The sequence below is a fragment of the Pantoea deleyi genome, assembly GCF_022647325.1.
In the GTDB taxonomy this organism is placed as follows: Bacteria; Pseudomonadota; Gammaproteobacteria; order Enterobacterales; family Enterobacteriaceae; genus Pantoea; species Pantoea deleyi.
This window is the reverse complement of sequence record NZ_CP071405.1, coordinates 1,901,064-1,925,387: the sequence shown is the minus strand read 5'-3', so window position 1 is coordinate 1,925,387 and position 24,324 is coordinate 1,901,064. Positions and strand designations below refer to the sequence as shown.

Here is a 24,324-nt window from a genome sequence, read left to right as displayed (position 1 = left end):
TGCACCAGACGCCGGTCAGCTCTTTCAGCAAAGTCAGCCAGAAAACGTTATCCTTGGTTTATCACTCTGCAGGAGCATAACAATGAAGATCGCGGTTTACAGCACCAAACATTACGATCAGAAATACCTTGAGCAGGTTAATCAGCAGTTCGGCTTTGAACTGCTCTTTTTTGATTTTTTACTCACTGAGAACACGGCTAAAACCGCAGTGGGTTGCGATGCCGTCTGCATTTTTGTCAATGATGATGGCAGTCGTCCGGTGCTGGAGGAGCTGGCCGGGCTGGGCGTAAAAGCAATCGCGCTGCGCTGCGCCGGTTTCAACAATGTCGATCTGGCGGCGGCAGAGGATCTGGGGCTGGAGGTGGTGCGGGTACCCGCCTACTCGCCGGAAGCGGTAGCGGAACACACCATTGGCCTGATGATGACCCTGAACCGTCGCATCCATCGCGCCTATCAGCGCACCCGTGATGCGAACTTCTCCCTCGACGGCCTGACCGGATTCAATATGTACCAGAAAACCGCAGGCGTGATCGGCACCGGCAAGATCGGGGTGGCGACGATGCGCATTCTGAAAGGGTTTGGTATGCGGCTGCTGGCGTTTGACCCCTATCCCAGCGAGCAGGCGCTGGAACTGGGTGCCGAGTATGTCGATCTGAAGACGCTGTTTGCGGAGTCTCACGTTATCACGCTGCACTGTCCGATGACGCCGGAAAATCACCATCTGCTCAACGCCGAGGCATTTAAACAGATGCGTGACGGCGTGATGATCATTAACACCAGTCGCGGCGGCCTGATTGATTCTCAGGCGGCGATCGACGCGCTGAAGCAGCAGAAAATCGGGGCACTCGGTATGGATGTTTATGAGAATGAGCGGGATCTGTTCTTCGAAGATAAGTCGAACGACGTGATTCAGGACGACATCTTCCGCCGCCTGTCGGCCTGTCATAACGTACTGTTTACCGGCCATCAGGCGTTTTTAACCGCCGAAGCGCTGACCGCCATTTCAGAAACCACACTGCGTAACCTCAGCCAGCTCGATCGCGGCGAAGCCTGCCCGAACCGGGTCTCTGCCTGAGGAAGCGGGCCGGCGCAATCCGGCCTGTTTATCAGCGCGCGCAGTTCCCGCCAATCAGCGCCTGTTCATCACAGCGGCGACCGTTCACCAGCTGACACATCCCCACTCGCGAACCATCCAGCTGATGCGAAAACGCCAGGGTACCGCCTGCATTAGCACAGTTGCTTTCTGCCAGGGAAGACATCACCACCCGTGGCTGGATATGGGCGGCGGTGGCTTGTTGCGGTGGCTCGTTATCATCACTATGGCTGCTGCAGGCAGAGAGTAATAACGCGGCACCGGCCAGCAAAAAGGGGGCTGCTTTCATCAGTCGGACTCCGGGAATGGGGTTAAAGGCTGGGTCAGCATATGTCAGGCAGCACAAGGGGTCGAGAGGTGAAACAGCTTTTTACAAAATTCTCCGGCGTCATTTGCAAGCAGAATTATCTTGTTTACCTGTTATCACTGAACTGTCACCCTTTTTCGGCCTTTATTAATTCGGAGTAAAGCCATGTTGATGGATATGCTTTTTCGCATTGCGCTGGCCGGTATTCTCGGCGGCCTGATCGGCCTTGAGCGACAGATGCGCGCAAAGGAAGCGGGCCTGCGAACCCATATTCTGGTCGGTATTGGCAGTGCGATGTTTATGCTGGTGTCGAAATATGGGTTCGCCGACATGCTGAGCAGCGACCACGTCGCGCTGGATCCCAGCCGTATCGCCGCCCAGGTGGTCAGCGGCATGGGGTTCCTGGGCGCAGGCACCATTATGATTCAGAAACAGGTGGTGAAAGGCTTAACCACCGCGGCGGGCTTGTGGGTCACCGCTGCCATCGGGCTGGTGATCGGGAGCGGCATGTATGAGATCGGCATTTATGGCACGGTGCTGGCATTGCTGGTGCTGGAGGTCTTCCGCCGCCTGAGCCATGTGTTGATCGGCAAACACCATACCCTGCTGGTGTTCCTGAAGCCCAAAAGTGTGCCGCTGGTGCTGCTGGTGATGCAGCGGGAAGGCATTCGCTACGGCAATGTCACGGTCATTAACCGGGATGCGGAGAGCGGCCTGTGCGAACTGAGCGTGCAGGTGACGCTTTCCCGCCGATCCAACGATGTGCATCTGTATGACAAGGTCATGGAGATCAAAGGCGTTCAGTCGCTGGAGATGATGTGATTCCGGTTGTCCCTTACCTCACAACCTGACGGCTGAGCATGTCAGCGGGCGGTTTCTGTATCCGCCCGCTTTCCCTGTAAATCTTTATTTACCGCCAGACATCCCCCTGGTCTGACCTGAGGCATAGAGCCTGACCCCAATAAATGCCATAATCCGTGATGGTTTATTCACGTTATCATTTTTCCGGGGATACATGCGCCATCACTCTGATCAACCTGACGATGCCCTGTCCGCTGCCACGCGTAAAAATGCCCTGCCGCTAATGAGCGTGCTGGCTTTTACCCTGTTTGTCGCCGTGGTCGCCATCATGATGATTCTTAATCATCGCAACGCAGTGAATAACGCTCTGGAGACCGGACAGTGTCTGGCCGAAGAAGGGGCGGAAGGTTTTCTGGAAATGCTCAGACATTTTCTGCATCACGCCTATCGCTGGATTTTTAAAGCCTGCGGCTGATCGTTTCACATTCAGTGCAGCAGAAAATGGAGTAAGCCGTGGCGGTTAACCAGCATCAACACAGCAAAATACATCACCGCAACATAGCAGAGTAAAAAGATAATGAGCATCGTTATAAACCGGATGCCGTACTTTTTTATTTTTTGAATGTTACAGGGATATCTCATAGACCTTAAAAGTTTAATTCACCTTGATTGCCGGATATTTAACGGCTTCACTGGCTGGCTGTATTGCCTAAATGTGCGAAACCGCAAGAGTGTCAACGGACAACATGGTGACGGCCATTGCCCCTTAACGCCCGCCCCGCTGCTTTCTTTACAATATCCTGATTAACTTAACGAAATCTTCACGCATTTTCGTTTCACCGTGACCGGCGGAAACTTGAGGCGGCAGACCTGTTTAAACCTGCCCGGTGTCTGCAGAGCTATCATTATTATAAGCCTTTGGGGTTAACACATATTCAACAGCCATGCATTTTCAGACGGCTCCCGTAAAAAGACCAATGCGCGCTTTTTTTAATACCGACATAACGAAAGTGAATTAATTTGACGGGGATCAGATTATCCGGAATAGAAACCGTACGCCGTTTAAACCGGATTGATTCATCACGAGGCATGCTGTTTTTATTTTTCGGGTTTCTGTGATGAAGTTTCCGTTAATCGTGGCTGCTCTTTTTATACTTGCGGGTTGTGCCGCAAAACACGATCACGCGCGTGATCAGGCTTATCAATCCTCGCCCCCCTCCTGCTCAACGCAGAAGGATGAGATTGATTGTCAGTGGCAGAATGTGCCCGCCACCTGACACGGCGCGGCGGCATCAGCTCGCCGCATTGCCTCTCTGTATCCGTGACTTGCACCTTAGCGCCGCTGCCAGCCCTGCGTCCGGCCATGCCCTTTTCCGCTGAATCTTCACTCCGGTACTGGCATTCGCGGCAACAATCCGTACCATACGCTGCATATTCGTGACACCGCAGTGAAGTGTCTGGCTGGAGGCGCGCCTTAATCTGCCCTCTTGCTGTGCTTTCAGGATTCAGAGATAGGTAAAAATGCAAGATAATCAAACGGTTGACAAGAAAGAACAGTACAACCTCAATAAGCTGCAGAAACGTCTGCGTCGTCATGTCGGCGAAGCGATTGCCGATTTTAATATGATTGAAGAAGGCGACCGCATCATGGTCTGCCTGTCGGGCGGCAAAGACAGCTACACCATGCTGGAGATTCTGCGCAGTCTGCAAAAGAGCGCGCCGGTGAACTTCAGTCTGATTGCGGTGAACCTTGACCAGAAGCAGCCCGGTTTCCCGGAGCATATCCTGCCGCAGTATCTTGAGGCGCAGGGCGTTGAGTACCGGATTATCGAAGAAGATACCTACTCCATCGTTAAAGAGAAGATCCCGGAAGGCAAAACCACCTGCTCACTCTGTTCGCGCCTGCGCCGTGGCATTCTCTACCGCGTGGCGACCGAGCTGGGCTGCACCAAGATCGCACTCGGCCATCATCGCGATGACATCCTGCAGACCCTGTTCCTGAACATGTTCTATGGCGGGAAGATGAAAGGCATGCCGCCAAAACTGATGAGTGACGACGGTAAGCAGATTGTGATCCGTCCGCTGGCCTACTGCCGCGAGAAAGATATTATCCGCTTCTCGGAAGCGCGCCAGTTCCCGATCATCCCCTGCAACCTCTGCGGTTCGCAGCCGAACCTGCAGCGTCAGGTGGTGGCCGATATGCTGCGTGACTGGGACAAGCGCTATCCGGGCCGTATCGAAACCATGTTCAGCGCGATGCAGAACGTGGTGCCGTCGCATCTGGCGGATATCAGCCTGTTCGATTTTAAAGGCATCAAACACGGTGATGCGGTCGTGGATGGTGGCGACCTGGCGTTTGACCGCGAAACCCTGCCGTCTCAGCCTGCAGGCTGGCGCGAAGATGATGAGGATGCGCCGGATATCAGCGCACGTCTGGATGTACTTCAGATAAAATAAGCCGCGGATAGACAGAGGGCGTGCTCCGGAAGCACGCCCTTTTTTTATATGTTGCGGTGTGGCGGCGGATCCATGATCGGTGGAAACTCCGGATCGCCTGGCGGATCGGGCTGCGGCTGCGGATGGGGAATCGGGTCAGGAATCGGGGTGGGATCCGTCGGGATCGGCTCGCTGTTAAAAATCGCGCTCATGCCGTACTCCTTTTCTTGCGAATGGAGTTTAAGCTTAGGAAAGAAACGCCGTCCGGGCCAGCGGATAAAAAAAAGCCGGCACACTGGCCGGCATGTTTCGAATTAATTGTGCTATGCAATAATTCTAAAAAATATAAGTATGACAATATGGAGCGCAACGCCCATCGCTTGACGTTGCATTCACCTGCGGAAGAGAGTTTGCGTCAGGTGCAGCATCAGGTTCTTGATGTCGATCAGCTTTTGCCTGTTTAATCCGGTTTTCCGGCCGGATGACGCGATTTTCCGCCGTTTTCGCCCTGCCCGACTACAGCCAGCGCCGTTTACGCAGGTAACCCGCCACGCCCAGCGCCAGCGCTACCAGCAGCAGACAGAACAGCGGAAAGCCATAGTGCCAGTCGCCGCCGGGGATCCCGCCCAGGTTGACGCCGAACAGCCCCGTCAGGAAGGTCGCGGGAAGAAAAATCATCGCCATCAGGGACATGGTGTAGGTGCGGCGGTTCATCGATTCCGCCATCGCCGAGGCGACCTCATCGGCCAGGATTGCGGTGCGCGCCACGCCCGCATCCAGATCATCCAGTCCGCGCCCCAGACGATCGGCGATCTCCTGCATCCGGCGGCGTTCGCTGTCATCCATCCAGCCAAGCTTTTCGCTGGCCAGCCGGGCATAGACATCCCGCTGCGGCGCCATGTAGCGTCGCATCACGATCAGCTGTTTGCGCAGCAGGCCGAGTTCCCCTCGTGCAGGCATCCGCTGGTCCAGCAGCGCATCTTCCAGCTCAATGATTTTGTCATGCAGCTCTTCGATAAATTCGCTGGTGTGATCGGTCAGGGCATCGCAGACATCCACCAGCCAGCTGCCACAGTCAATCGGGCCGTTGCCGTTCTGCAGATCCGTCAACACCTCATCGACCGCGGTGACTTTACGCCGCCGGGTGGAGACGATGAGCTTGTCGTTGATGAAGACCCGCATCACCACCAGCTGATCGCGACGCGCATCGCTGTTGTGATTGACGCTGCGCAGCACGATCATAAAGCCGTCGCCCAGCCGGCTGACACGGGGACGCATGCTGTCGCCCGCTAACGCATCGCGCACCGTGTCCGGGATTTGTGGCGTCGACTGCAGCCACTCTGCGCTTTTGCGATGGGTGTAATTCAGATGCAGCCAGCAGGGCTGCTCACACTGAATCACCTCATCTTCCGCGATCGGGATCATCCCGCCCTTTCCATCCAGCTGGCAGGAAATTATGGCATCCGACACCTGCAACGCTTTTCCTTCAATTACGTCCACACCATCGCCTCACTACTAAAATCAATACGATACAGTCTAGCGTGACGGCGATGAGTTGCAATCGCCGGGCTGTATAGAAAGATGTCAGGCGGTGGCCGGTCAGCCGGCCACCGGTCTCTTAGTGCTTCTCGATCCACAACTCGCGGCTGTAGGCGACATCTTCAGGGTTGGTGATGGGATAGCCTTTGACCCAGGGTTTGATCAGGCGGCCGTTGGTGTATTGATAGATGGGGGCGATCGGTGCCTGGTCCGCCAGGATCTGTTCGGCACGGTTGTAATCGCTGTTGCGTGCCTCATCGCTGGTCTCACGGCTGGCTTTAGCCAGCACGGCATCATAATCCGCATTGCTGAAGCGGGAAATGTTGCTGCTGTTGCCCGCGGTCAGCAGGTTCAGGAAAGTCGAAGGCTCGTTGTAATCGCCGACCCAGGAAGCCCGGATAACATCGAAGTTTCCGCTGTTGCGGCTGTCGATGTAGGTTTTCCACTCCTGATTTTCCAGCGTCACGTCCACCCCAAGATTCTTTTTCCACATGGAGGCGACGGCAATCGCAATCTTCTGATGACTTTCAGAGGTGTTATACAGCAGCTTCAGCTTCAGCGGTTTGGCGGGGCCATAGCCGGCGGCGGCCAGCAGCGCTCTGGCCTGCGCGTTGAGGCTGTTCTGGTCATGCTGCTGCAGGAAGGATGGCAGCGGCTTAAAGCCTGCCGTCACGTCGGGCGTAAAGTGCCAGGCCGGTTTTTCACCGGTGCCCAGCACCTTCTCAGCGATAATTTTCCGGTCGATAGACCAGGAGAGCGCCTTGCGCACCCGCACATCCGCCGTCGGTCCCTTCTGCGTATTGAACGCATAGTAGTAGGTGCCCAGCTGGTCGGGTGTGTAGACCTCGCCCGGCAGGGTTTTCTTCAGCAACCCATACATCTCTTTGGGAAAGGATTCAGTGATATCGATATCATTGGCGCGGTAGCGTTTGGTGGCGCTCGACTCCTCGTTGATCGGAACGAACGTGACCTTTGTCAGCACCGAGTGCGCATCGTCCCAGTAGTGAGGATTGCGCGTGAGGACGATCTTTTCGTTCACGACGCGCTCGCTGAGCTGGTAAGCGCCGTTGCCGACCAGCTTACCGGGCGCTGTCCAGCTGTCGCCCTGCTGCGCAATGACCTTCTCAGGTACGGGAAAGAGCGCGACGTTGGCCACCAGCGCCGGGAACCAGGGCACCGGCCGATCCAGCGTGACCTTCAGGCGGCTGTTATCCAGCGCCACCACGCCCAGCTTATCGGGCGTCATGTTGCCTTTGGTAATCGCCGCGGCGTTCTCAATCCCGCTTAATCCGGCAAACCAGGCAAAGGCCGAACTGTTTTTAGGATCCACCAGGCGTTGCCAGCTGTAGACGAAATCCCGGGCGGTCACCGGCTCGCCGTTTGACCAGCGTGCGTTATTCCGCAGTGTGAAGATCCAGGTCCGGTTATCGCTGCTGCTCCAGCTCTGCGCCACGCCTGGCACGATTTTGCCCTGCGCGTCCTGGTTAGTCAGCCCCTCAAACAGGTCGCGGATCACCTGAATTTCGGGCAGCCCCACGGCTTTGAGCGGATCGAGCGACGCCGGTTCATCTTTGATATGGCGGACAATCTGCTGCTGTTCAGCGAGAGGCGCGCCAGCGGGGGGATTCGCCGCCATGGCGGGTGTGATGAGGCTGCTCAGGCTGATGGCTGCCAGCGTCATGCGGAAGGTCTTAACCATGATCACTCCTTTACCCAAAGAAGTGCTGCAGCAGTCTGTTGCCGATGCAGCTTGTGCAGGGCACTGTAACGCAAATGGCTGATCGATAAATAGCTATTTTCCGCATCCGGCTTTTCCGCTACTTTTAATAAAACCCTTTGAGGAAATCACTATGTCGCCACTCCATCCGCGTCCGCTGCGCGGCAAACTGGACGTTTCGTATCAGCAGTATGGCCGTTCGGTTCTGGGTGCCCCGCTGCTGTGGTTTCCGGCCCCGCTGGGGGATGCCGACAGTGGTCTGATTCTGGCCGGTACTCACGGTGATGAGAATGCGGCCATTGCGACCCTCTCCGCCGCGTTACGGACGCTGCCCGAGGGCATGCGACGGCACCATGTGGTGCTGGCGGTTAATCCGGATGGCTGTCAGCTCGGGCTGCGCGCCAACGCCAACGGCGTCGATCTCAACCGCAACTTTCCGGCGGCGAACTGGCAGTCAGGCGATACCGTTTATCGCTGGAACAGTGCTGCCGATGCGCGCGACGTGGCGCTCTCCACCGGCACTCATCCGGCTTCCGAGCCGGAAACCCAGGCGCTCTGCGCTCTGATTCATCAGCTGAAACCGCGCTGGATCGTCTCCTGGCACGAACCGCTGGGCTGTATTGACGATCCGCATCAGGTGGCGATTGGGGGCTGGCTTGCCAGCCACACCGGCCTTCCCCGCGTCAGCAGTGTCGGCTATGACACGCCCGGCTCATTCGGCAGCTGGTGCAACGACCTCAGCCTGCCCTGCGTGACCGCGGAGATGCCGGTGGTGTCGGTTGATGAAGCCACCGAGGTCTACTTGGAGATGATGGTTAACCTGCTGCGCTGGCAGCAATAATCAGCTGTCCGTTGCGCACCTTTATCGCCGGTTCGGCATCCACCGCCAGCCAGGTTGGCCCGTCGAGATCGGCGAAGCGCGTCTGCGGCACCAGCGGCAGCGCGGCGCGGATCGCCCGCGAGGTGCAGAGCATACAGCCAAGCATGACCGCAAAGCCCTGCTGCTGCGCGGCCTCCGCCAGCGCCAGCGCCTCCGTCAGCCCGCCCGCTTTATCCAGCTTGATATTGACCATCTCGTAGCGCCCCCGCAGCGCCGCCAGGCTGCTGCGGGTGTGACAGCTCTCATCGGCACAGATCGGCAGCGGATGGATGAAGTTCTCCAGCGCCGCCTCTTCGCCTGCGGGCAGAGGCTGTTCCAGCATCGCCACGTTGATGTCTGCCAGCAGCTGACAGCGCGCGGCCAGCCCTTCGGCGTGCCAGGATTCGTTGGCATCCACGATCAGCGTCGCGTCCGGCACGGCGGCGCGGATTGCCATCAGCCGTTCGGTGATAAAATTATTATCCAGCTTAATCTTCAGCAGCGTCGCACCATGCTGCCAGAGCGCCAGAGCGCTGCTGGCCATCGCCTCGGGCGTATCGATGCTGACGGTCTGCGCGGTGACCACATCCTCGGGTGCGTTCATACCGCTCAGCTGCCAGAGGCTGCTTTTCTGCTGATGCGCGGCAAGATCCCACAGCGCGCTGTCAATGGCGTTACGCGCCGCCCCGGCGGGCAGCGCCTGCTGCAGCGCTTCCCGCGTCATCCCCTGCTGCAGCGCAGGCAGGATTTCGGCAATCTGTGCCAGCACCGAGGCTTCACTTTCGCCGTAGCGGGCGTAGGGTGTCGCTTCACCGACGCCTTTGACGCCATCTTCCTCAATTTCCACCACCACCACTTTCACTTCAGTCCGGGTTCCGCGGGCGATGACAAAAGGCGTATGTAACGGCCAGGCTTCGGGATAACTTTTTACCGTTCTCATTTCCACTCCACAATGTGTGACGCAGTGACAGCCCGCCACGTTAAATTGCACAATTGAACTCGTAAACCCTTAACATTTATGTCATAAACAACGGCTATCTTTCACCGTTTTGTGTCAGATCTTTTTTTCATCAAAAGGAATCACTATGTCTCAGACTGTTCATTTTCAGGGTAACGCGGTACCGGTTGCAGGTCAGTTTCCTCAGGCTGGCGATAAAGCCAAAGCCTTTACGCTGGTAGCAAAGAACCTGGTTAACGTCGCGCTCTCTGAGTATGCAGGAAAACGCAAAATTCTGAACATTTTCCCAAGCGTTGATACCGGCGTCTGCGCCTCATCGGTACGCAAATTCAACCAGGCGGCCAGCGAGCTGAACAACACCGTTGTACTCTGCATCTCTGCGGATCTGCCGTTTGCCCAGTCACGTTTCTGTGGCGCAGAGAACCTGAGCAACGTGGTAACGCTGTCGACGCTGCGTGGTTCAGAGTTCAAGTATGATTATGGCGTGGAAATTGCCGACGGTGCGCTGGAAGGTCTGACCGCGCGTGCGGTGATCGTGCTGGATGAGAACGACAAGGTGCTCTACAGCCAGCTGGTCAACGAAATTACGACCGAGCCGGATTACGACGCTGCGCTGGCCGCACTGAAGTAATGAGTGAGTCCGGTTGTACGATCCGGACGGCGGACAGTGCCCTGATTGGGGTTCCGCCAGCCAGAAAACGTCATCTGCCCTGGGCAGGGCCGTAAGAAAACAGCGTCGCCCGGAGACCCCGCCGGGGGCGTTTTAACCCTGCCAGCCCGATGACGCACCTCCGCAAGAGGGCGTCATCGGGACACTGCGTTCTGCCCCTGACACCAGACAAGCCGGACGCTGCAGGCAACGCCTCTCCTCTTCTATTCGCTTTCCGTGCGCTTCTGACCCAGACCATACTCGCGCAGCTTATTGGCAATCGCGGTGTGTGACACGCCAAGCCGTTTCGCCAGTTTTCGCGTGCTGGGATAGGAGAGATAGAGCCGCGTCAGAATCGAGCGCTCAAAACGGCTGGTGATTTGATCCAGCGTGCCTTCCAGCGCTTCATCGCCCAGCGACACATCAAGCGCCTGTTCGGGCAGGACGATATCCTGCGGCCGCAGCTCATAGCCGTCGAGCTGGGTCAGCGCACGATAGAGGGCATTTTTTAACTGACGCACGTTGCCCGGCCAGCCATAGCGGGTCAGAAACGCATTGAGCTGCGGAGAGAGACGCGGGCGCGCCATCCCCTGCTCATCGGCAAAACGGGCAACGAACATCTCGGTCAGCGGCAGGATATCCTGCGGACGGTCGCGCAGAGGCGGCAGTTGCAGCGTCAGCACGTTGAGCCGGTAAAAGAGATCTTCACGAAACTCCCCGCGCTGCACCAGCTCGATCAGATTCTTCTGCGTGGCGCAGATTACCCGCACGTTGACATGCACTTCATGCTCTTCGCCGACGCGCCGGAAGGTGCCGTCATTCAGGAAACGCAGTAGCTTGGTCTGCATCCTCGGCGACATCTCTCCGATCTCATCCAGCAGAACCGAACCGCCATTGGCCTGTTCGAAGAAGCCCTTCTTGCCTTCCAGCGCATTCGGATAAGCCCCGGCGGCATGACCGAACAGTTCGCTTTCCGCGACGTCGTCGGGCAGCGACGCACAGTTCAGCGCCAGGAAAGGGTTTTTGCCGCGGGCGCTGCGCAGATGACAGGCGCGCGCCAGCATATCCTTGCCGGTGCCGGTGTCACCGACGATCAGCAGGGGCGCATCCAGCATCGCCAGTTTACGCGCCTGATCGACCACCTGACGCATCTTCGGCGTGACCGCGATAATATGGTCAAACTCCGATTCGTCAGTGACCACCAGATTCTGCAGCTGCCGCCCCATGCGGGCCGTCGACTTCAGCATCACCATCGCGCCTACCGGCCTGTCGCCCTGGCCCTCTTCACCCGGCAGATAGATCGGCCGGGCCTCCATCAGAAAATCGCGGCCTTCGATGACGACATGCTGCGCCTGCGCCTCCACCCGATCGCTCTCCAGCCAGCGCATGAAGTTAAATCCGCTGATCAGATTACCTGCGCTGACGTTGCGCATCTTCTCTTCATCCAGATTAAACAGGTTTTGTGCGGCCGGATTGGCCAGCTCCACCTTACTCTTCAGGTCGACAGAGAAGACCGGATCCGGCATCGCCACCAGCAGCGCCGTGAGCGCACGATGTTCGCGTTCAGAGGGCATGTACGTTACGGTGCGCACATCTGTTACGCCAGGTGTACGCCTGATCTCCGCCATCAGGTTACTGAAGGCGTCAAATTCCAGTGCGGCAAAATTGAGGTAGATGCGCCCCAGCGCCGTGATTTCTATTCCACGTAAATCGATGTTACGTGCCACCAGCAGATCGAGCAGTTCGCGCGTCAGACCGATACGGTCCTGACAGAACACTTCCAGACGCATTGCGTTCGCCTTAATCAGGTTCAGATAAAAGGATGATACGCTAACTCCGGCATCCGCAGAAAGGGATCTGTCAGGAAAAGTTGACAGCACAGGCGCGGTTGGCGCGCTTTTGTACGGAGGCGGATGCATGTGCAGTCAGAAGAGTAAATCCTTAAGGGAATGGCGCACTTTATCCGGGAGAAAAACGGGATGGCCTTTACGCTGCCAGCGGATCCGGTGATCACCGATGAAGCAGCCTGTCCGGGAGCCTGTCTCACTATCGATTCGCGGCAGGTGCTTCGCCAGCCACAGTAATGACTAAAGGCGGCCAGGCCGCCTTTAGTCTGTTCTCTGCACGTCAGGCTGACTTGTTGCCGCCCTTTTGCAACGCCTCTTTCATCTGGCCCAGCAGCTCGCGGCGGAAGTCACCGAGTCGCGGTTTATCCTGCTCCAGCCACGGCAAAGGACGGCAGAGCTCCATCGCTTTGATGCCCAGCCGCGCCGTCAGCAGTCCCGCGCCAATGCCCTGCGCGGCACGGGTTGAGAGCCGGGCGGCGATATCCTGCGACATCCAGTCCATGCCCACCTCTCTGACCAGCTCCGAGGCCCCGGCAAACGCCATGTTGATCAGTACCAGACGGAACAGCCGGATGCGGCTGAAGTAGCCCAGTTCAATGCCGTACATCGCCGCAATACGATTCACCAGCCGCAGGTTGCGCCAGGCGATAAAGGCCATATCCACCAGCGCCAGCGGACTGACCGCAATCATCAGCGTGGCTTCAGCCGCATGACGGCTGATCTCACGCCGTGCCTGGCGATCCAGCACCGGCTGGACCAGCTGCGCATATAACCGGACGATTTCACTGTCGTTGTGGGTTTCATGCAGCGAGGCGTGCCAGCGCTGCAGCGCCGGATGCGCCTGATCCAGTTCCGCCTGCCGGGCCAGCTTTTCACAGAATGCGCGGCCTTTGCCGATGCCGTGGCTCTGCAGCAGCTCGCGGCCCACGTCCCGCTCTTCCGCACGCTGACGCAGCTGATAGAGGCGACGCCATTCGGCGGTCAGCGCGCCCACGCCCGCCAGCACGATCAGGCCGCCCGCGACGCCGCTGCCAAGTGAAAACCAGTCACGGGCGATCCACGCGTCATGCGTCCACTGCACGCCCTGCGCAACGACGCTGACGCCGAACAGCAGCGCACCGGCGGTAACCAGTCTGCGCCATAGGCTGCGGCGGGGCTTCAGCGCTGCTTCCACTGCCCGTTCACCCGCGCCCTCCTCTTCGACGGCCACCTCATCTTCCGGCAGCGCCAGAAACGCCGCCTGCGCTTCCGGGTCAAAACTCTGTGCCGGACGCAGCGGCGTGTGCGTGCTCTCATCCAGCGGACGCGCAAAGTCGATACGCGGCTTCAGCGGTTCACTCATCGTAATTTGTCTCCCAACAGAAATTCCAGCGCGGCATCCATGCGGATATGCGGCAGCGGACGATCGACGTCGAGCTGCTGCGGCCGGAACTGTTCAAACTGAAAACCCTGCTGCTGCCAGAAAGCGTGCCCCGGCAGACGCGGCGGCACTTCGCCGGGATAGACGGTCAGCGGTTCGCCATCCGCCAGCCGGTGACCACGCAGGGCCGGGATCTTCTCGCCCCGGTGATCGACCAGCCCGCTCTGCGTGGCCTGCACGGACGCCAGACCGATGCAATCCATGCTGATGCCTTCGAATGCGGCGTTCTGCCAGGCGTCCTGCACCAGCTGCTGCAGCAGCGAGACCATGTTGCCGTGCTGGTCGCTGGTGATGTGATCCGCCTTGGTGGCCGCAAACAGCAGTTTGTCGATCACCGGCGAAAAGAGCCGACGGAACAGCGTACGCTGCCCGTAATGAAAGCTCTGCATCAGCTGGGTCAGCGCCAGCCGCATATCGTTAAACGCCTGAGGGCCGCTGTTGAGCGGCTGCAGGCAGTCGACCAGCACGATCTGGCGATCGAACCGCAGGAAATGATTTTTATAAAAGCCTTTCACCACATGCTGGCAGTAGTAGTTAAACCGTTGCTGCAGCATGCTGAAATTGCTGCCTTTGTCGGCCTGCGACAGCTTCGCAATCCGGGCCTCATCCAGCGCTGGCAGCGGGAAGAACTGCAGCGCAGGGGCGCCCGCCATATCGCCAGGCAGCACAAAGCGACCGGGCTGGATAAAGTGCAGGCCTTCCGATTTACAGCGGTGCAGATAGTCGGTCCAGGCGGCGGCGATCTCTGCCAGCAGCGTCTCGTCGGCGGGCGCCAGCGGATCGAACGTCTCGCACAGCGCGCGCCAGGGTTTTGCCCACTCTGCACGATCGCCCTGCAGCAGTCCGTTCATCTGCCGCGACCAGGCGAGGTAATCCTGCGCCAGCATCGGCAGATCCAGCAGCCACTCGCCGGGATAATCGACAATCTCCAGATAGAGTGTTGCGGTCTCTTTCAGATGACGCAGCAGCGAATCACCCGGACGATAGCGCAGTGCCAGACGCATTTCGCTGACGCCGCGGGTCGGCGTGGGCCAGGCGGGCGGCTCGCCGTAAAGCTGTGCCAGCCCTTCGTCATAGGTAAAGCGCGCCGTGCCCATATCGCGCTGCGGCACCCGCTTTACCCCTAACAGGCGCTCATCCCGCACCACGGAAAACAGCGGCAAACGTGCGCCGCTGTGAACCGATAAAAGCTGATTAACCAGAGAGGTGATGAACGCCGTTTTTCCGCTGCGGCTTAACCCGGTTACGGCTAGCCGCAGGTGGCGGTCGACGCCACGGTTCATCAACGCCATCAATTCAGTTTGCAGTCTTTTCATCTTTCTCCCTGATGAAACGCGATGCCATGCGGTTCATGACGCGCTTCAGCAGTGGCTCCAGCGCCACCGCCAGCAGCAGCCGTAACGGGCGTCGCGCTACCGATTTCACCGCCCAGCCGGTGACACCGGCCGGACCATAAGTCACCGCATTGATAATGATGAATTTAGCCGCCGACTTCAATGCAGGTGCCGCGCGGTGACGAAAAGCAGTGGATCGCGAATAAGACATCAACACCTCCATCGGGTTGGCAAGCGGGCCGGATGCGGCCCGGAAATAGCGTATCAGATCTGGCGGAAACGGCTGCGCACGCTGAAGGTTTCCGAGGTGACATAGCGTTCCATGTCACGCACGCTGCCTTCGTCGCACTGCAGGGCGCGTTCCAGCTGGTCCAGCAGTTCGCTGGCGCTGGGCTGGCGCGCCTCCTCCGTAACGGAGGCGGGTTTTTCATCCAGCACAAAGCCCAGTACAAAATAGGCGATGACGGTAAACAGAAACAGACCAAAGAACAGGGATAACACCACGATGACCCGCAGCAGACGCACCGGAATATCCAGATACTCCGCCAGGCCTGCGCAGACCCCCATCAGTTTTCCTTCGGCTGGCTTGCGCCACAGCTTACGGCCCTTCATCATCATGGCTGCCTCCAGTTCGGATGTTCGGCGTCCAGAATGGCCTCCAGCGCATCGATCCGGTCGCGCATCCGCTGCGCGTCCTGAGTGACGCGCTGCAGACGCTGGAGTTCGCTTTGTGACAGCTCCGAACCGCCGTTACGCTTGTTGCTGTAATGCAGCCATAACCAGATCGGTGCGACAAACAGCACAAAGATCGTTAAGGGTATGGCGAGAAAAAGTGCGCTCATTGACTCTCCTTAATCACTTTCGCAACGTCGTCAGTTACTCACTACGGTTCATTCGGGCTTTCAGCGCGTTGAGCTGCTGACTGATCTCATCGTCGGCTTTCAGGTCAGTGAACTGCTGATCCAGCGTTTTCGGCTTACCAAAACCGTGGCTTTCCGCTTCCGCTTCCATGTGATCGATGCGACGCTCGAAAGACTCAAACCGCGCCATCGCTTCATCAATTTTACCGCTGTCCAGCTGACGACGCACATCGCGGGAAGAAGAAGCCGCCTGATGACGCAGGGTCAGCGCCTGCTGACGGGCACGGGTTTCGCTGAGTTTCTTCTCCAGCTCACCGATCTCGCCTTTCATCCGCTCCAGCGTCTCTTCAACCTGGCTCACTTCCTGTTTCAGCGACGCGATCAGGTCGGTGAGTTTCTGTTTTTCGATCAGCGCAGAACGGGCCAGATCTTCTTTGTCCTTGCGCAGCGCCAGCTCCGCTTTTTCCTGCCATTCAGCCTGCTGAATCTCAGCCTGCTCAATGCGGCGTGACAGCTGTTTCTTTTCCGCCAGCGCCCGTGCAGAGGTGGAGCGTACTTCGACTAACGTGTCTTCCATCTCCTGAATCATCAGCCGGACCAGCTTCTGCGGATCTTCCGCGCGCTCCAGCAGGGAATTGATGTTGGCGTTCACGATATCGGCGAAACGAGAAAAAATACCCATAATGATGTTCCTCTTTTGATGTTTTAAAACGCTGTTGCTCTGCTGTGTTAATACAAGATGCGTGCCAGTTTTATAACTCACTGATATACAATGAATTGGAAATTTTACAGCATCGTCTGCTTGTTCTAAGATAGTCAAAATGATTAATGGGTGGCGAAATTCATCATGACAGGATCAAACGATAATCTTCTGGGTGAGTCGAATAATTTTCTGGAAGTGCTGGAGCAGGTTTCTAAACTGGCCCTGCTGGAGAAACCGGTGCTGGTGATTGGCGAACGCGGAACAGGTAAAGAGCTTATCGCCAGCCGGCTACACTACCTCTCTGACCGCTGGCAGGGCCCGTTTATCTCGCTGAACTGTGCGGCGCTGAATGAGAATCTGCTGGACTCCGAACTCTTCGGGCATGAGGCGGGCGCCTTTACCGGCGCGCAGAAGCGCCACCTGGGCCGTTTTGAGCGCGCGGATGGCGGCACGCTGTTTCTGGATGAGCTGGCCACCGCGCCGATGCTGGTGCAGGAAAAGCTGCTGAGGGTGATTGAGTATGGCCAGCTGGAACGCGTCGGCGGCAATCATTCTCTGCAGGTGAACGTCCGGCTGGTCTGCGCAACGAATGAAGATCTGCCCGCGCTGGCGGCGGCAGGAAAGTTCCGCGCCGACCTGCTGGATCGTCTGGCATTTGATGTGGTGCAGTTACCGCCCCTGCGCGAACGTCGCAGCGATATTCTGGTGATGGCGGAACATTTCGCTATCCAGATGTGCCGTGAGCTTGGCCTGCTGCTCTTCCCCGGCTTTACGCCGCGTGCGCAGCAGGCGCTGCTGGACTATCACTGGCCGGGCAACGTTCGCGAGCTGAAAAACGTGGTGGAGCGATCGGTCTATCGTCACAACAGCAGCGAGCAGCCGCTGGATAAGGTGATTATCAACCCGTTCGCGGCGCGTCAGGAGCCGGTCGCGCTTCTGCCCGCCAGCCAGGCGGCCGAGAGCCGCGCCCTGCCCGCCCTGCCGCTGGATCTGCGCCAGTGGCAGAACCAGCAGGAGCGCGATCTGGTCGAGGCCAGTCTGCATCAGGCGCGTTATAACCAGCGCCGCGCGGCCGGATTACTCGGCGTCACCTATCATCAGCTGCGTGCAATGATGAAAAAGCACGGTATCAAGGCTGAAAACTGAACGGCGGGGTGCGCTGCGCCCTGCCTGTCGCCGCCGTCCGACTAAGCAACGTGCGGCGTAGCAGAGAGCGTGGAACATACGCGGCAGACGCCGGCCTGCGGAATCCGGGTAAAAAAAAGCCCGCCATCGGGCGGGCAACAATACTGGAAGCAATGTGAGCAATGTCGTGCTTTTCTCCGGCAGAGCCACCGTCGAATCGCAAACGAATAATAATCATTCCTATTATCATCTGTAAACCCTTAATTGAGAATTTTTCTCATTACCACACCCTCTGTGCGTGCTTTTTTACGCTGCGATGATGAAAATCAGGCTGGCAGTCGCTGCAGGTTTTGGGACAACGCCCGCTTTGCGATACACTCTGCGCAATGCCTCAAAATCGTTGAGTTCTATGTCAAAACTACTATGTTCGCTGTTGCTGAGCCTCAGTGCGTTGAGTGCCCCTGCGTGGTCGGCACCGGCCGGTGATATCCGCCAGACCGGCTTTGTCTATTGCGTCAGCGGCACGCTGAACACCTTTAACCCGCAGATGGCCAGCAGCGGGCTGACGGTCGATACGCTGGCGGCGCAGCTCTATGACCGGCTGCTGGACGTCGACCCCTACACTTATCGCCTCAAACCAGACCTGGCGTCGGGATGGGAAGTGCGCGATAACGGCGCGACCTACCGCTTCCATCTGCGCAGCGGCGTGCAGTTCCAGCAGACCAATCAGTTCCACCCGACCCGCCCGCTGAACGCTGACGATGTGGTGTTCAGCTTCGCCCGGATGTTTGACCGTCATCATCCCTGGCATAACGTCAATGGCGGCTACTATCCCTATTTTGACAGCCTGCAGTTTGCGGATTCAGTGCAGAGCGTCAAAAAAATCGACAACCGGACGGTCGAGTTCAGGCTGAACAGCCCCGATGCCTCGTTCCTCTGGCATATGGCGACCCACTACGCCCCGGTGCTGTCGAAAGAGTACGCCGACCAGCTCACCGCGCAGGGCCGGCAGGAAGAGCTGGATCGGCAGCCGGTCGGCACCGGCCCCTATCAGCTCAGCGAATACCGCACCGGTCAGTACATCCGGCTGGCGCGCAATCCTCACTACTGGAAGGGCGTGCCGCGCCTGCAACAGGCGGTGATCGACCTCGGTTCGGGCGGCACCGGACGGCTCTCGAAACTGCTGACCGGTGAATGCGATGTACTGGCCTATCCTGCAGCCAGCCAGCTGACGATTCTGCGCGACGATCCCCGTCTGCGGATGACCCTGCGTCCCGGAATGAACGTCGCCTATCTGGCCTTCAATACCCGTAAACCGCCGCTCGACCGGCCGGAAGTGCGTCACGCGCTGGCGCTGGCAATCAACAATGAACGCCTGATGGAGTCCATCTATTACGGCACCGCCGAAACGGCGGCCTCTATTCTGCCGCGCGCCTCCTGGGCCTATGACAACGATGCCCGCATCACCAGCTACGATCCGGCGAAATCCCGTGCGGCGCTGGCCGCACTGGGAATCAGCGATCTGCATCTGCGGCTGGTGGTGCCGGTCGCCTCGCAATCCTGGAACCCCAGCCCGCTGAAAACCGCTGAACTGTTACAGGCGGATCTGGCGCAGGTGGGCGTCCGGCTGACGATAGTGCCGGTAGAGGGGCGTTTTCAGGAAGCGCAGCTGATGGCGATGAATCACGATCTGACGCTGGCAGGCTGGGCGACGGACAGCAACGATCCCGACAGCTTCTTCCGGCCCCTGCTGAGCTGTGCGGCGATTCGCTCGCAGACCAATTATGCCCACTGGTGCTCGCCCGCCTTCGATGAAACGCTGCAGAATGCCCTGTTATCCCAGCAGCTCGCGGGCCGTATCGACAGTTATGACAAGGCGCAGCAGATTCTGGCGCAGGAGCTGCCGGTGCTGCCGCTGGCCTCCTCGCTGCGTTTACAGGCGTTTCGCCATGACATCAAAGGGCTGGTGCTGAGTCCGTTCGGCAACGCGTCGTTTGCCGGGGTTTATCGTGAAAGCGATAAGGAAAAGTAAGTGATTATCTATATTCTGCGGCGTCTGCTGCTGCTGATCATTACCCTGTTTCTGCTGTCGCTGGTCAGCTTCAGCCTGAGCTACTTCACGCCTAACGCGCCGCTGGAAGGCGCGGCGCTCTCCGACGCCTGGTGGTTCTGGTTTAAAGGGATGCTGCAGTTCGATTTCGGCGTCTCCAGCACCAATGGTCAGGAGATTGGTCTGCAGCTGCGCGAGGTTTTCCCGGCGACCATGGAGTTGTGTATCCTGGCCTTTCTGTTTGCCCTGCTGGTGGGGATCCCGCTGGGGATCTGTGCCGGGGTCATGCGCAATAAATGGCAGGATAAGACCATCAGTGCGCTGGCGCTGTTCGGCTTCTCTGCGCCGATTTTCTGGCTCGCGCTGCTGCTGACGCTCTTCTTCTCGCTGACCCTGGGCTGGCTGCCGGTATCAGGTCGTCACGATCTGCTCTATCCGGTGAAAAATATCTCGGGCTTTGCGCTGATTGACGCCTGGCTCAGCCCTTCGCCGTGGCGGCACGAGATGATCGTCAGCGCCCTCTCTCACCTGGTGCTGCCGGTGCTGGTGCTGGCGATGGCACCGACGACGGAAGTGATCCGCTTGCTGCGCAACAGCACCAGCGACGTGATGGATAAAAACTATGTCAAAGCGGCCGCCACGCGCGGTCTGTCGCGCTTTACGGTGATCCGCCGCCATGTGCTGCACAATGCGCTGCCGCCGGTGATCCCGCGTCTGGGCCTGCAATTCTCGACCATGATTACACTGGCGATGATCACCGAGATGGTCTTTAACTGGCCTGGCCTCGGCCGCTGGCTGATTAACGCAATCCGTCAGCAGGATTATGCGGCGATCTCCGCCGGGGTGATGGTAGTCGGCGGGCTGGTGATACTGGTCAACGTCATTTCTGACGTCATTGGTGCGGCGCTGAATCCGCTGAAACATAAGGAATGGTATGCCCGTCGATAATATCTACGCCGAAAAACGTCTGCCCAGCGCCTTTCGTCAGAGCTGGCAGCATTTCTACAGCAAGCCGATCTCGATGGTCGGGCTGTATGGCTTCGGCGCGCTGCTGCTGCTCTGCCTTTTTGGCGGCCTGATTGCGCCTTACGGCATCGATCAGCAGTTCCTGGGCTATCAGCTGCTGCCGCCCTCCTGGTCCCGCTATGGCGATGTCTCCTTTTTCCTGGGAACTGACGATCTGGGCCGGGATGTCCTGAGCCGCCTGCTGAGCGGCGCAGGCCCGACGGTCGGCTCCGCGATTCTGGTGACCCTCTTCGCCACCCTGGGCGCGCTGGTGCTGGGCGTGCTGGCCGGAATGACCCACGGTATCCGTTCGGCGGTAATGAACCATGTGCTGGATACCCTGCTCTCTATCCCGTCGCTGCTGCTGGCGATTATCGTGGTGGCGTTTCTCGGGCCGCGTCTGGAGCATGCGCTGCTGGCGGTCTGGCTGGCGCTGATGCCACGCCTGGTGCGGGAAATTTACAGCGCCGTCCACGATGAGCTGGAAAAAGAGTATGTGGTGGCGGCGCGCCTGGACGGGGCCAGCGGGCGCAACATCCTGCGCTACGCCATTATGCCGAACATTTTACCGATGCTGATCACCGAAATTACCCGCGCGCTGTCGATGGCGATTCTGGATATCGCGGCGCTGGGATTCCTCGACCTGGGCGCGCAACTGCCGTCGCCGGAGTGGGGAGCGATGCTGGGCGATTCGCTGGAGCTGATTTACGTCGCGCCCTGGACCGTGATGCTGCCTGGTGTAGCGCTGATGATCAGCGTGTTAATTATCAACCTGCTGGGTGACGGCATCCGTCGCGCCGTCGAAGCGGGAGTGGAATAAATGCCGTTACTCGATATCCGTAATCTGACCATTGAATTCATGACCGCTGACGGGCCGGTCAAGGCGGTCGATCGCGTCAATCTGACGCTGGGTGAAGGCGAGATCCGCGGGCTGGTCGGCGAGTCCGGCTCCGGTAAGAGCCTGGTGGCCAAGGCTATCTGCGGCGTGACCAACGATAACTGGCGTGTCACCGCCGATCGCATGGTCTTCGATGATGTTGATCTGCTGCGCCTGACGCCGCGTGAGCGCCGCCGCATCATCGGCCATAACGTCTCGATGATTTTTCAGGAGCCACAATCCTGTCTCGATCCCTCCGAGAGCATCGGTCGTCAGCTGATGCAGGTTATTCCGCGCTGGACCTACAAAGGCCCCTGGCTGAAACGCTTCTGGTTCTGGCGTAAAACCCGCGCCATCGAACTGCTGCATCGCGTCGGCATCAAAGATCATAAAGATATTATGCGCAGCTTTCCCTATGAGCTGACCGAGGGTGAGTGTCAGAAGGTGATGATCGCGATTGCCCTGGCAAATCAGCCGCGCCTGCTGATCGCCGATGAACCGACCAACGCCATGGAGCCCACTACCCAGGCGCAGATTTATCGCCTGCTGAGCCGCCTGAATCAGAATAACAACACCACCATTCTGCTGATCAGTCACGACCTGCGCACCATGAGCCAGTGGGCTGATCGCATTAATGTAATGTACTGCGGCCAGACGGTGGAAACCGCGCAGAGCGAAGATTTGATGAGCACCCCGCATCATCCCTATACCCAGGCGCTGATTCGGGCGATGCCTGATTTTGGTCGCGCCCTGCCGCATAAGAGCCGCCTGAATACGCTGTCGGGCGCGATTCCGTCGCTGGAGAGCCTGCCGATTGGCTGTCGTCTGGGGCCGCGCTGCCCCTATGCGCAGCGCAAATGTATTGAAACGCCCCGGCTGACCGGCAGCAAAACGCACCTCTATGCCTGTCATTTCCCGCTGAATATGGAGGGCCAGTAGCATGGAGACCCTGCTGGAAGTGCGCAATCTGAGTAAGACCTTTCGCTATCGCACGGGCCTGTTTCGTCGTCAGCACGTTGAGGCGGTGAAGTCAGTCAGTTTTACCCTGCGTGAGCGGCAGACGCTGGCGATCATCGGCGAAAACGGCTCCGGGAAATCCACGCTGGCGAAGATGCTCAGCGGCATGGTCGCGCCCACCGAAGGGGAGATTCTGATTGACGATCACCCGCTGACCTTCGGCGATTATGGCTATCGCAGCCAGCGCATCCGCATGATTTTTCAGGATCCCTCCACCTCGCTGAACCCGCGCCAGCGCATCAGTCAGATCCTGGAGTTTCCGCTGCGGCTGAATACCGACCTCGACGCGGAGGCGCGCGAGAAGCGCATTATCGCCACGCTGCGTCAGGTGGGCCTGCTGCGCGATCACGCCGGCTACTATCCGCATATGCTGGCGCCCGGTCAGAAACAGCGTCTGGGCCTGGCGCGCGCGCTGATCCTGCAACCCAAAGTGATTGTGGCCGACGAGGCGCTGGCGTCGCTGGATATGACAATGCGTTCCCAGCTGGTGAATCTGATGCTGGAGCTGCAGGAAAAGCATGGCATCGCCTACATCTATGTCACCCAGCATCTGGGGATGATGAAGCACATCAGCGACAAAGTGCTGGTGATGCATCAGGGCGAAGTCGTGGAACGCGGCGGCACCGCAGACGTGCTGGCCTCTCCGCTGCACGATCTGACCCGCCGACTGATCAGCAGCCACTTTGGCGAGGCGCTAAGTGCCGAAGCCTGGCGGCGCGAGCGCTGATTTTTGCCGCCTGTCCCGGAAATTGCGGGCCGATTTACCTGATTTATGAGAGACGTGCTAGAATCCGCACGTCGATTAACGTCGGTCGCTTACTTTTTAACCATGCGGCCGCCAACTACAATGACCATAAGGATTACAGCTATGGGTTTTCTTTCCGGTAAGCGCATTCTGATTACTGGCGTTGCCAGTAAACTTTCCATCGCCTACGGTATTGCACAGGCGATGCACAAACAGGGCGCAGAGCTGGCTTTCACCTACCAGAACGACAAGTTAAAAGGTCGTGTGGAAGAGTTTGCCAAAGAGTTGGGTTCAGACATCGTGCTGCCATGTGACGTAGCCGAAGATGAGAGCATCAAATCTCTGTTCACTGAACTGGCAAAAACCTGGCCGAAATTTGACGGTTTCGTTCACTCTATCGGTTTCGCCCCTGGCGAGCAGCTGGTTGGCGACTATGTGAACGCCGTTACCCGCGAAGGCTTCAAAATCGCGCACGACATCAGCGCCTACAGCTTCGTTGCTATGGCGAAAGAGTGCCGCGAGATGCTGAACCCGCACTCTGCGCTGCTGACGCTCTCTTACCTGGGCGCAGAGCGCGCGATCCCGAACTACAACGTGATGGGTCTGGCTAAAGCGTCGCTGGAAGCCAACGTGCGTTACATGGCCAATGCCATGGGCCCGGAAGGCGTGCGTGTTAACGCCGTCTCTGCCGGTCCTATCCGCACCCTGGCAGCATCAGGCATCAAAGATTTCCGTAAGATGCTGGCACACTGCGAAGCGGTCACCCCGATTCGTCGTACCGTTACCATCGAAGATGTCGGCAACTCAGCCGCATTCCTCTGCTCTGACCTGGCTGGCGGCATCACCGGTGAAGTGGTCCACGTTGATGGCGGCTTCAGCATCGCCGCAATGAACGAACTGGAACTGAAATAAGTTCCTGGAGGGCGAGCCTGGCTCGCCCTTTTTCTCGCCTCTGCCATCCTCTTCCTGCCTGATTTCCCTG

The 24,324-nt window shown here is 58.4% G+C and carries 25 protein-coding genes; 13 read left to right on the top strand and 12 right to left on the bottom strand.

Annotation, left to right across the window (positions count from 1 at the left end):
• Positions 1-82 precede the first annotated feature (82 nt).
• Positions 83-1,075, top strand: coding sequence for a 2-hydroxyacid dehydrogenase (locus tag J1C59_RS09060; protein ID WP_128086275.1), 993 nt, complete (start codon positions 83-85; stop codon positions 1,073-1,075).
• A gap of 31 nt (positions 1,076-1,106) precedes the next feature.
• Here J1C59_RS09060 and J1C59_RS09055 read toward each other — a convergent pair whose 3' ends face one another.
• The gene (locus J1C59_RS09055) at positions 1,107-1,382 is read right to left on the bottom strand and encodes a putative hemolysin (protein ID WP_128086274.1); all 276 of its coding nucleotides are present in this window, start codon (positions 1,380-1,382) and stop codon (positions 1,107-1,109) included.
• Positions 1,383-1,565: 183 nt separating this feature from the next.
• Between J1C59_RS09055 and J1C59_RS09050 the strand changes: the two genes are divergently transcribed.
• The 3 genes from J1C59_RS09050 (at position 1,566) to ttcA (ending at position 4,658) form a co-directional block, all read left to right on the top strand.
• Positions 1,566-2,222, top strand: coding sequence for an MgtC/SapB family protein (locus tag J1C59_RS09050; RefSeq protein ID WP_128086273.1), 657 nt, complete (start codon positions 1,566-1,568; stop codon positions 2,220-2,222).
• A 193-nt stretch (positions 2,223-2,415) separates the two neighbouring features.
• Entirely contained in the window at positions 2,416-2,676 is a 261-nt protein-coding gene (locus J1C59_RS09045) for a hypothetical protein (RefSeq protein WP_128086272.1), read from the top strand.
• A gap of 1,046 nt (positions 2,677-3,722) precedes the next feature.
• Positions 3,723-4,658, top strand: a complete 936-nt coding sequence (ttcA, locus tag J1C59_RS09040) for a tRNA 2-thiocytidine(32) synthetase TtcA (protein WP_128086271.1) — start codon at positions 3,723-3,725, stop codon at positions 4,656-4,658.
• 44 nt (positions 4,659-4,702) lie between these two features.
• Here the strand turns inward: ttcA and ynaL are convergent, their stop codons facing one another.
• The 3 genes from ynaL to J1C59_RS09025 form a co-directional block, all read right to left on the bottom strand.
• A complete protein-coding gene (gene ynaL / locus J1C59_RS09035) occupies positions 4,703-4,849 on the bottom strand; it encodes a proline-rich small protein YnaL (RefSeq protein WP_167498275.1) in 147 nt (48 codons plus the stop codon).
• Positions 4,850-5,153: 304 nt separating this feature from the next.
• Complete coding sequence (zntB, locus tag J1C59_RS09030) at positions 5,154-6,137, bottom strand: zinc transporter ZntB (RefSeq protein ID WP_128086270.1); 984 nt, start codon at positions 6,135-6,137, stop codon at positions 5,154-5,156.
• 118 nt (positions 6,138-6,255) lie between these two features.
• Entirely contained in the window at positions 6,256-7,875 is a 1,620-nt protein-coding gene (locus tag J1C59_RS09025; protein ID WP_140917249.1) for a peptide ABC transporter substrate-binding protein, read from the bottom strand.
• A 151-nt stretch (positions 7,876-8,026) separates the two neighbouring features.
• Between J1C59_RS09025 and mpaA the strand changes: the two genes are divergently transcribed.
• Positions 8,027-8,734: a murein tripeptide amidase MpaA gene (gene mpaA, locus J1C59_RS09020; RefSeq protein ID WP_128086269.1), complete on the top strand. Its 708-nt coding sequence runs from the start codon at positions 8,027-8,029 to the stop codon at positions 8,732-8,734.
• On the opposite strand, the gene ycjG is transcribed toward mpaA, so the two are convergent.
• Positions 8,709-9,692 (bottom strand): L-Ala-D/L-Glu epimerase, encoded by a 984-nt coding sequence (gene ycjG, locus J1C59_RS09015; protein WP_128086268.1) that lies wholly within the window; start codon positions 9,690-9,692, stop codon positions 8,709-8,711. The two genes, mpaA and ycjG, sit on opposite strands and share 26 nt — an antisense overlap.
• A gap of 145 nt (positions 9,693-9,837) precedes the next feature.
• Between ycjG and tpx the strand changes: the two genes are divergently transcribed.
• A complete protein-coding gene (tpx, locus tag J1C59_RS09010; protein ID WP_111139485.1) occupies positions 9,838-10,341 on the top strand; it encodes a thiol peroxidase in 504 nt (167 codons plus the stop codon).
• Positions 10,342-10,583: 242 nt separating this feature from the next.
• Here the strand turns inward: tpx and tyrR are convergent, their stop codons facing one another.
• From tyrR to pspA, 7 genes are all read right to left on the bottom strand, one after another.
• Entirely contained in the window at positions 10,584-12,149 is a 1,566-nt protein-coding gene (gene tyrR / locus J1C59_RS09005) for a transcriptional regulator TyrR (protein ID WP_128086267.1), read from the bottom strand.
• 337 nt (positions 12,150-12,486) lie between these two features.
• The gene (locus tag J1C59_RS09000; protein WP_140917250.1) at positions 12,487-13,548 is read right to left on the bottom strand and encodes a YcjF family protein; all 1,062 of its coding nucleotides are present in this window, start codon (positions 13,546-13,548) and stop codon (positions 12,487-12,489) included.
• Positions 13,545-14,942: a YcjX family GTP-binding protein gene (locus J1C59_RS08995; RefSeq protein WP_128086854.1), complete on the bottom strand. Its 1,398-nt coding sequence runs from the start codon at positions 14,940-14,942 to the stop codon at positions 13,545-13,547. The genes J1C59_RS09000 and J1C59_RS08995 overlap by 4 nt, the downstream gene beginning before the upstream one ends.
• Positions 14,923-15,171: a phage shock protein PspD gene (gene pspD / locus J1C59_RS08990; RefSeq protein WP_128086855.1), complete on the bottom strand. Its 249-nt coding sequence runs from the start codon at positions 15,169-15,171 to the stop codon at positions 14,923-14,925. The genes J1C59_RS08995 and pspD overlap by 20 nt, the downstream gene beginning before the upstream one ends.
• Positions 15,172-15,224: 53 nt before the next feature.
• Positions 15,225-15,575: an envelope stress response membrane protein PspC gene (gene pspC / locus J1C59_RS08985; protein ID WP_128086859.1), complete on the bottom strand. Its 351-nt coding sequence runs from the start codon at positions 15,573-15,575 to the stop codon at positions 15,225-15,227.
• Complete coding sequence (gene pspB, locus J1C59_RS08980) at positions 15,575-15,802, bottom strand: envelope stress response membrane protein PspB (RefSeq protein WP_128086856.1); 228 nt, start codon at positions 15,800-15,802, stop codon at positions 15,575-15,577. Before pspB ends, pspC begins: the two co-directional genes overlap by 1 nt.
• 34 nt (positions 15,803-15,836) lie before the next feature.
• On the bottom strand, positions 15,837-16,502 hold the full coding sequence (gene pspA, locus J1C59_RS08975) for a phage shock protein PspA (protein ID WP_128086857.1): 666 nt from the start codon (positions 16,500-16,502) through the stop codon (positions 15,837-15,839).
• Positions 16,503-16,667: 165 nt separating this feature from the next.
• Between pspA and pspF the strand changes: the two genes are divergently transcribed.
• The 7 genes from pspF (at position 16,668) to fabI (ending at position 24,254) form a co-directional block, all read left to right on the top strand.
• Complete coding sequence (gene pspF / locus J1C59_RS08970) at positions 16,668-17,669, top strand: phage shock protein operon transcriptional activator (protein WP_140917251.1); 1,002 nt, start codon at positions 16,668-16,670, stop codon at positions 17,667-17,669.
• 388 nt (positions 17,670-18,057) lie between these two features.
• Positions 18,058-19,680 (top strand): ABC transporter substrate-binding protein SapA, encoded by a 1,623-nt coding sequence (sapA, locus tag J1C59_RS08965; RefSeq protein ID WP_128086657.1) that lies wholly within the window; start codon positions 18,058-18,060, stop codon positions 19,678-19,680.
• Positions 19,681-20,646 carry a putrescine export ABC transporter permease SapB gene (gene sapB / locus J1C59_RS08960; protein ID WP_111139476.1) on the top strand — a complete coding sequence of 322 codons (966 nt, stop codon included), beginning with the start codon at positions 19,681-19,683 and terminating at the stop codon, positions 20,644-20,646.
• Positions 20,633-21,523 (top strand): putrescine export ABC transporter permease SapC, encoded by an 891-nt coding sequence (gene sapC / locus J1C59_RS08955; protein WP_128086656.1) that lies wholly within the window; start codon positions 20,633-20,635, stop codon positions 21,521-21,523. Before sapB ends, sapC begins: the two co-directional genes overlap by 14 nt.
• Complete coding sequence (gene sapD, locus J1C59_RS08950) at positions 21,524-22,519, top strand: putrescine export ABC transporter ATP-binding protein SapD (RefSeq protein WP_128086655.1); 996 nt, start codon at positions 21,524-21,526, stop codon at positions 22,517-22,519.
• Between the two features lies 1 nt (position 22,520).
• Positions 22,521-23,324 carry a putrescine export ABC transporter ATP-binding protein SapF gene (gene sapF, locus J1C59_RS08945; protein ID WP_111139473.1) on the top strand — a complete coding sequence of 268 codons (804 nt, stop codon included), beginning with the start codon at positions 22,521-22,523 and terminating at the stop codon, positions 23,322-23,324.
• A 141-nt stretch (positions 23,325-23,465) separates the two neighbouring features.
• Entirely contained in the window at positions 23,466-24,254 is a 789-nt protein-coding gene (gene fabI / locus J1C59_RS08940) for an enoyl-ACP reductase FabI (protein ID WP_111139472.1), read from the top strand.
• Positions 24,255-24,324 lie beyond the last annotated feature (70 nt).

Coding starts and splice junctions, on each gene's coding strand:
- J1C59_RS09060 (WP_128086275.1), top strand. CDS start 83: ATGAAGATCGCGGTTTACAGCACCAAACATTACGATCAGAAATACCTT.
- J1C59_RS09055 (WP_128086274.1), bottom strand. CDS start 1,382: ATGAAAGCAGCCCCCTTTTTGCTGGCCGGTGCCGCGTTATTACTCTCT.
- J1C59_RS09050 (WP_128086273.1), top strand. CDS start 1,566: ATGTTGATGGATATGCTTTTTCGCATTGCGCTGGCCGGTATTCTCGGC.
- J1C59_RS09045 (WP_128086272.1), top strand. CDS start 2,416: ATGCGCCATCACTCTGATCAACCTGACGATGCCCTGTCCGCTGCCACG.
- ttcA (WP_128086271.1), top strand. CDS start 3,723: ATGCAAGATAATCAAACGGTTGACAAGAAAGAACAGTACAACCTCAAT.
- ynaL (WP_167498275.1), bottom strand. CDS start 4,849: ATGAGCGCGATTTTTAACAGCGAGCCGATCCCGACGGATCCCACCCCG.
- J1C59_RS09025 (WP_140917249.1), bottom strand. CDS start 7,875: ATGGTTAAGACCTTCCGCATGACGCTGGCAGCCATCAGCCTGAGCAGC.
- mpaA (WP_128086269.1), top strand. CDS start 8,027: ATGTCGCCACTCCATCCGCGTCCGCTGCGCGGCAAACTGGACGTTTCG.
- ycjG (WP_128086268.1), bottom strand. CDS start 9,692: ATGAGAACGGTAAAAAGTTATCCCGAAGCCTGGCCGTTACATACGCCT.
- tpx (WP_111139485.1), top strand. CDS start 9,838: ATGTCTCAGACTGTTCATTTTCAGGGTAACGCGGTACCGGTTGCAGGT.
- tyrR (WP_128086267.1), bottom strand. CDS start 12,149: ATGCGTCTGGAAGTGTTCTGTCAGGACCGTATCGGTCTGACGCGCGAA.
- J1C59_RS09000 (WP_140917250.1), bottom strand. CDS start 13,548: ATGAGTGAACCGCTGAAGCCGCGTATCGACTTTGCGCGTCCGCTGGAT.
- J1C59_RS08995 (WP_128086854.1), bottom strand. CDS start 14,942: ATGAAAAGACTGCAAACTGAATTGATGGCGTTGATGAACCGTGGCGTC.
- pspD (WP_128086855.1), bottom strand. CDS start 15,171: ATGTCTTATTCGCGATCCACTGCTTTTCGTCACCGCGCGGCACCTGCA.
- pspC (WP_128086859.1), bottom strand. CDS start 15,575: ATGATGAAGGGCCGTAAGCTGTGGCGCAAGCCAGCCGAAGGAAAACTG.
- pspB (WP_128086856.1), bottom strand. CDS start 15,802: ATGAGCGCACTTTTTCTCGCCATACCCTTAACGATCTTTGTGCTGTTT.
- pspA (WP_128086857.1), bottom strand. CDS start 16,502: ATGGGTATTTTTTCTCGTTTCGCCGATATCGTGAACGCCAACATCAAT.
- pspF (WP_140917251.1), top strand. CDS start 16,668: ATGACAGGATCAAACGATAATCTTCTGGGTGAGTCGAATAATTTTCTG.
- sapA (WP_128086657.1), top strand. CDS start 18,058: ATGTCAAAACTACTATGTTCGCTGTTGCTGAGCCTCAGTGCGTTGAGT.
- sapC (WP_128086656.1), top strand. CDS start 20,633: ATGCCCGTCGATAATATCTACGCCGAAAAACGTCTGCCCAGCGCCTTT.
- sapD (WP_128086655.1), top strand. CDS start 21,524: ATGCCGTTACTCGATATCCGTAATCTGACCATTGAATTCATGACCGCT.
- sapF (WP_111139473.1), top strand. CDS start 22,521: ATGGAGACCCTGCTGGAAGTGCGCAATCTGAGTAAGACCTTTCGCTAT.
- fabI (WP_111139472.1), top strand. CDS start 23,466: ATGGGTTTTCTTTCCGGTAAGCGCATTCTGATTACTGGCGTTGCCAGT.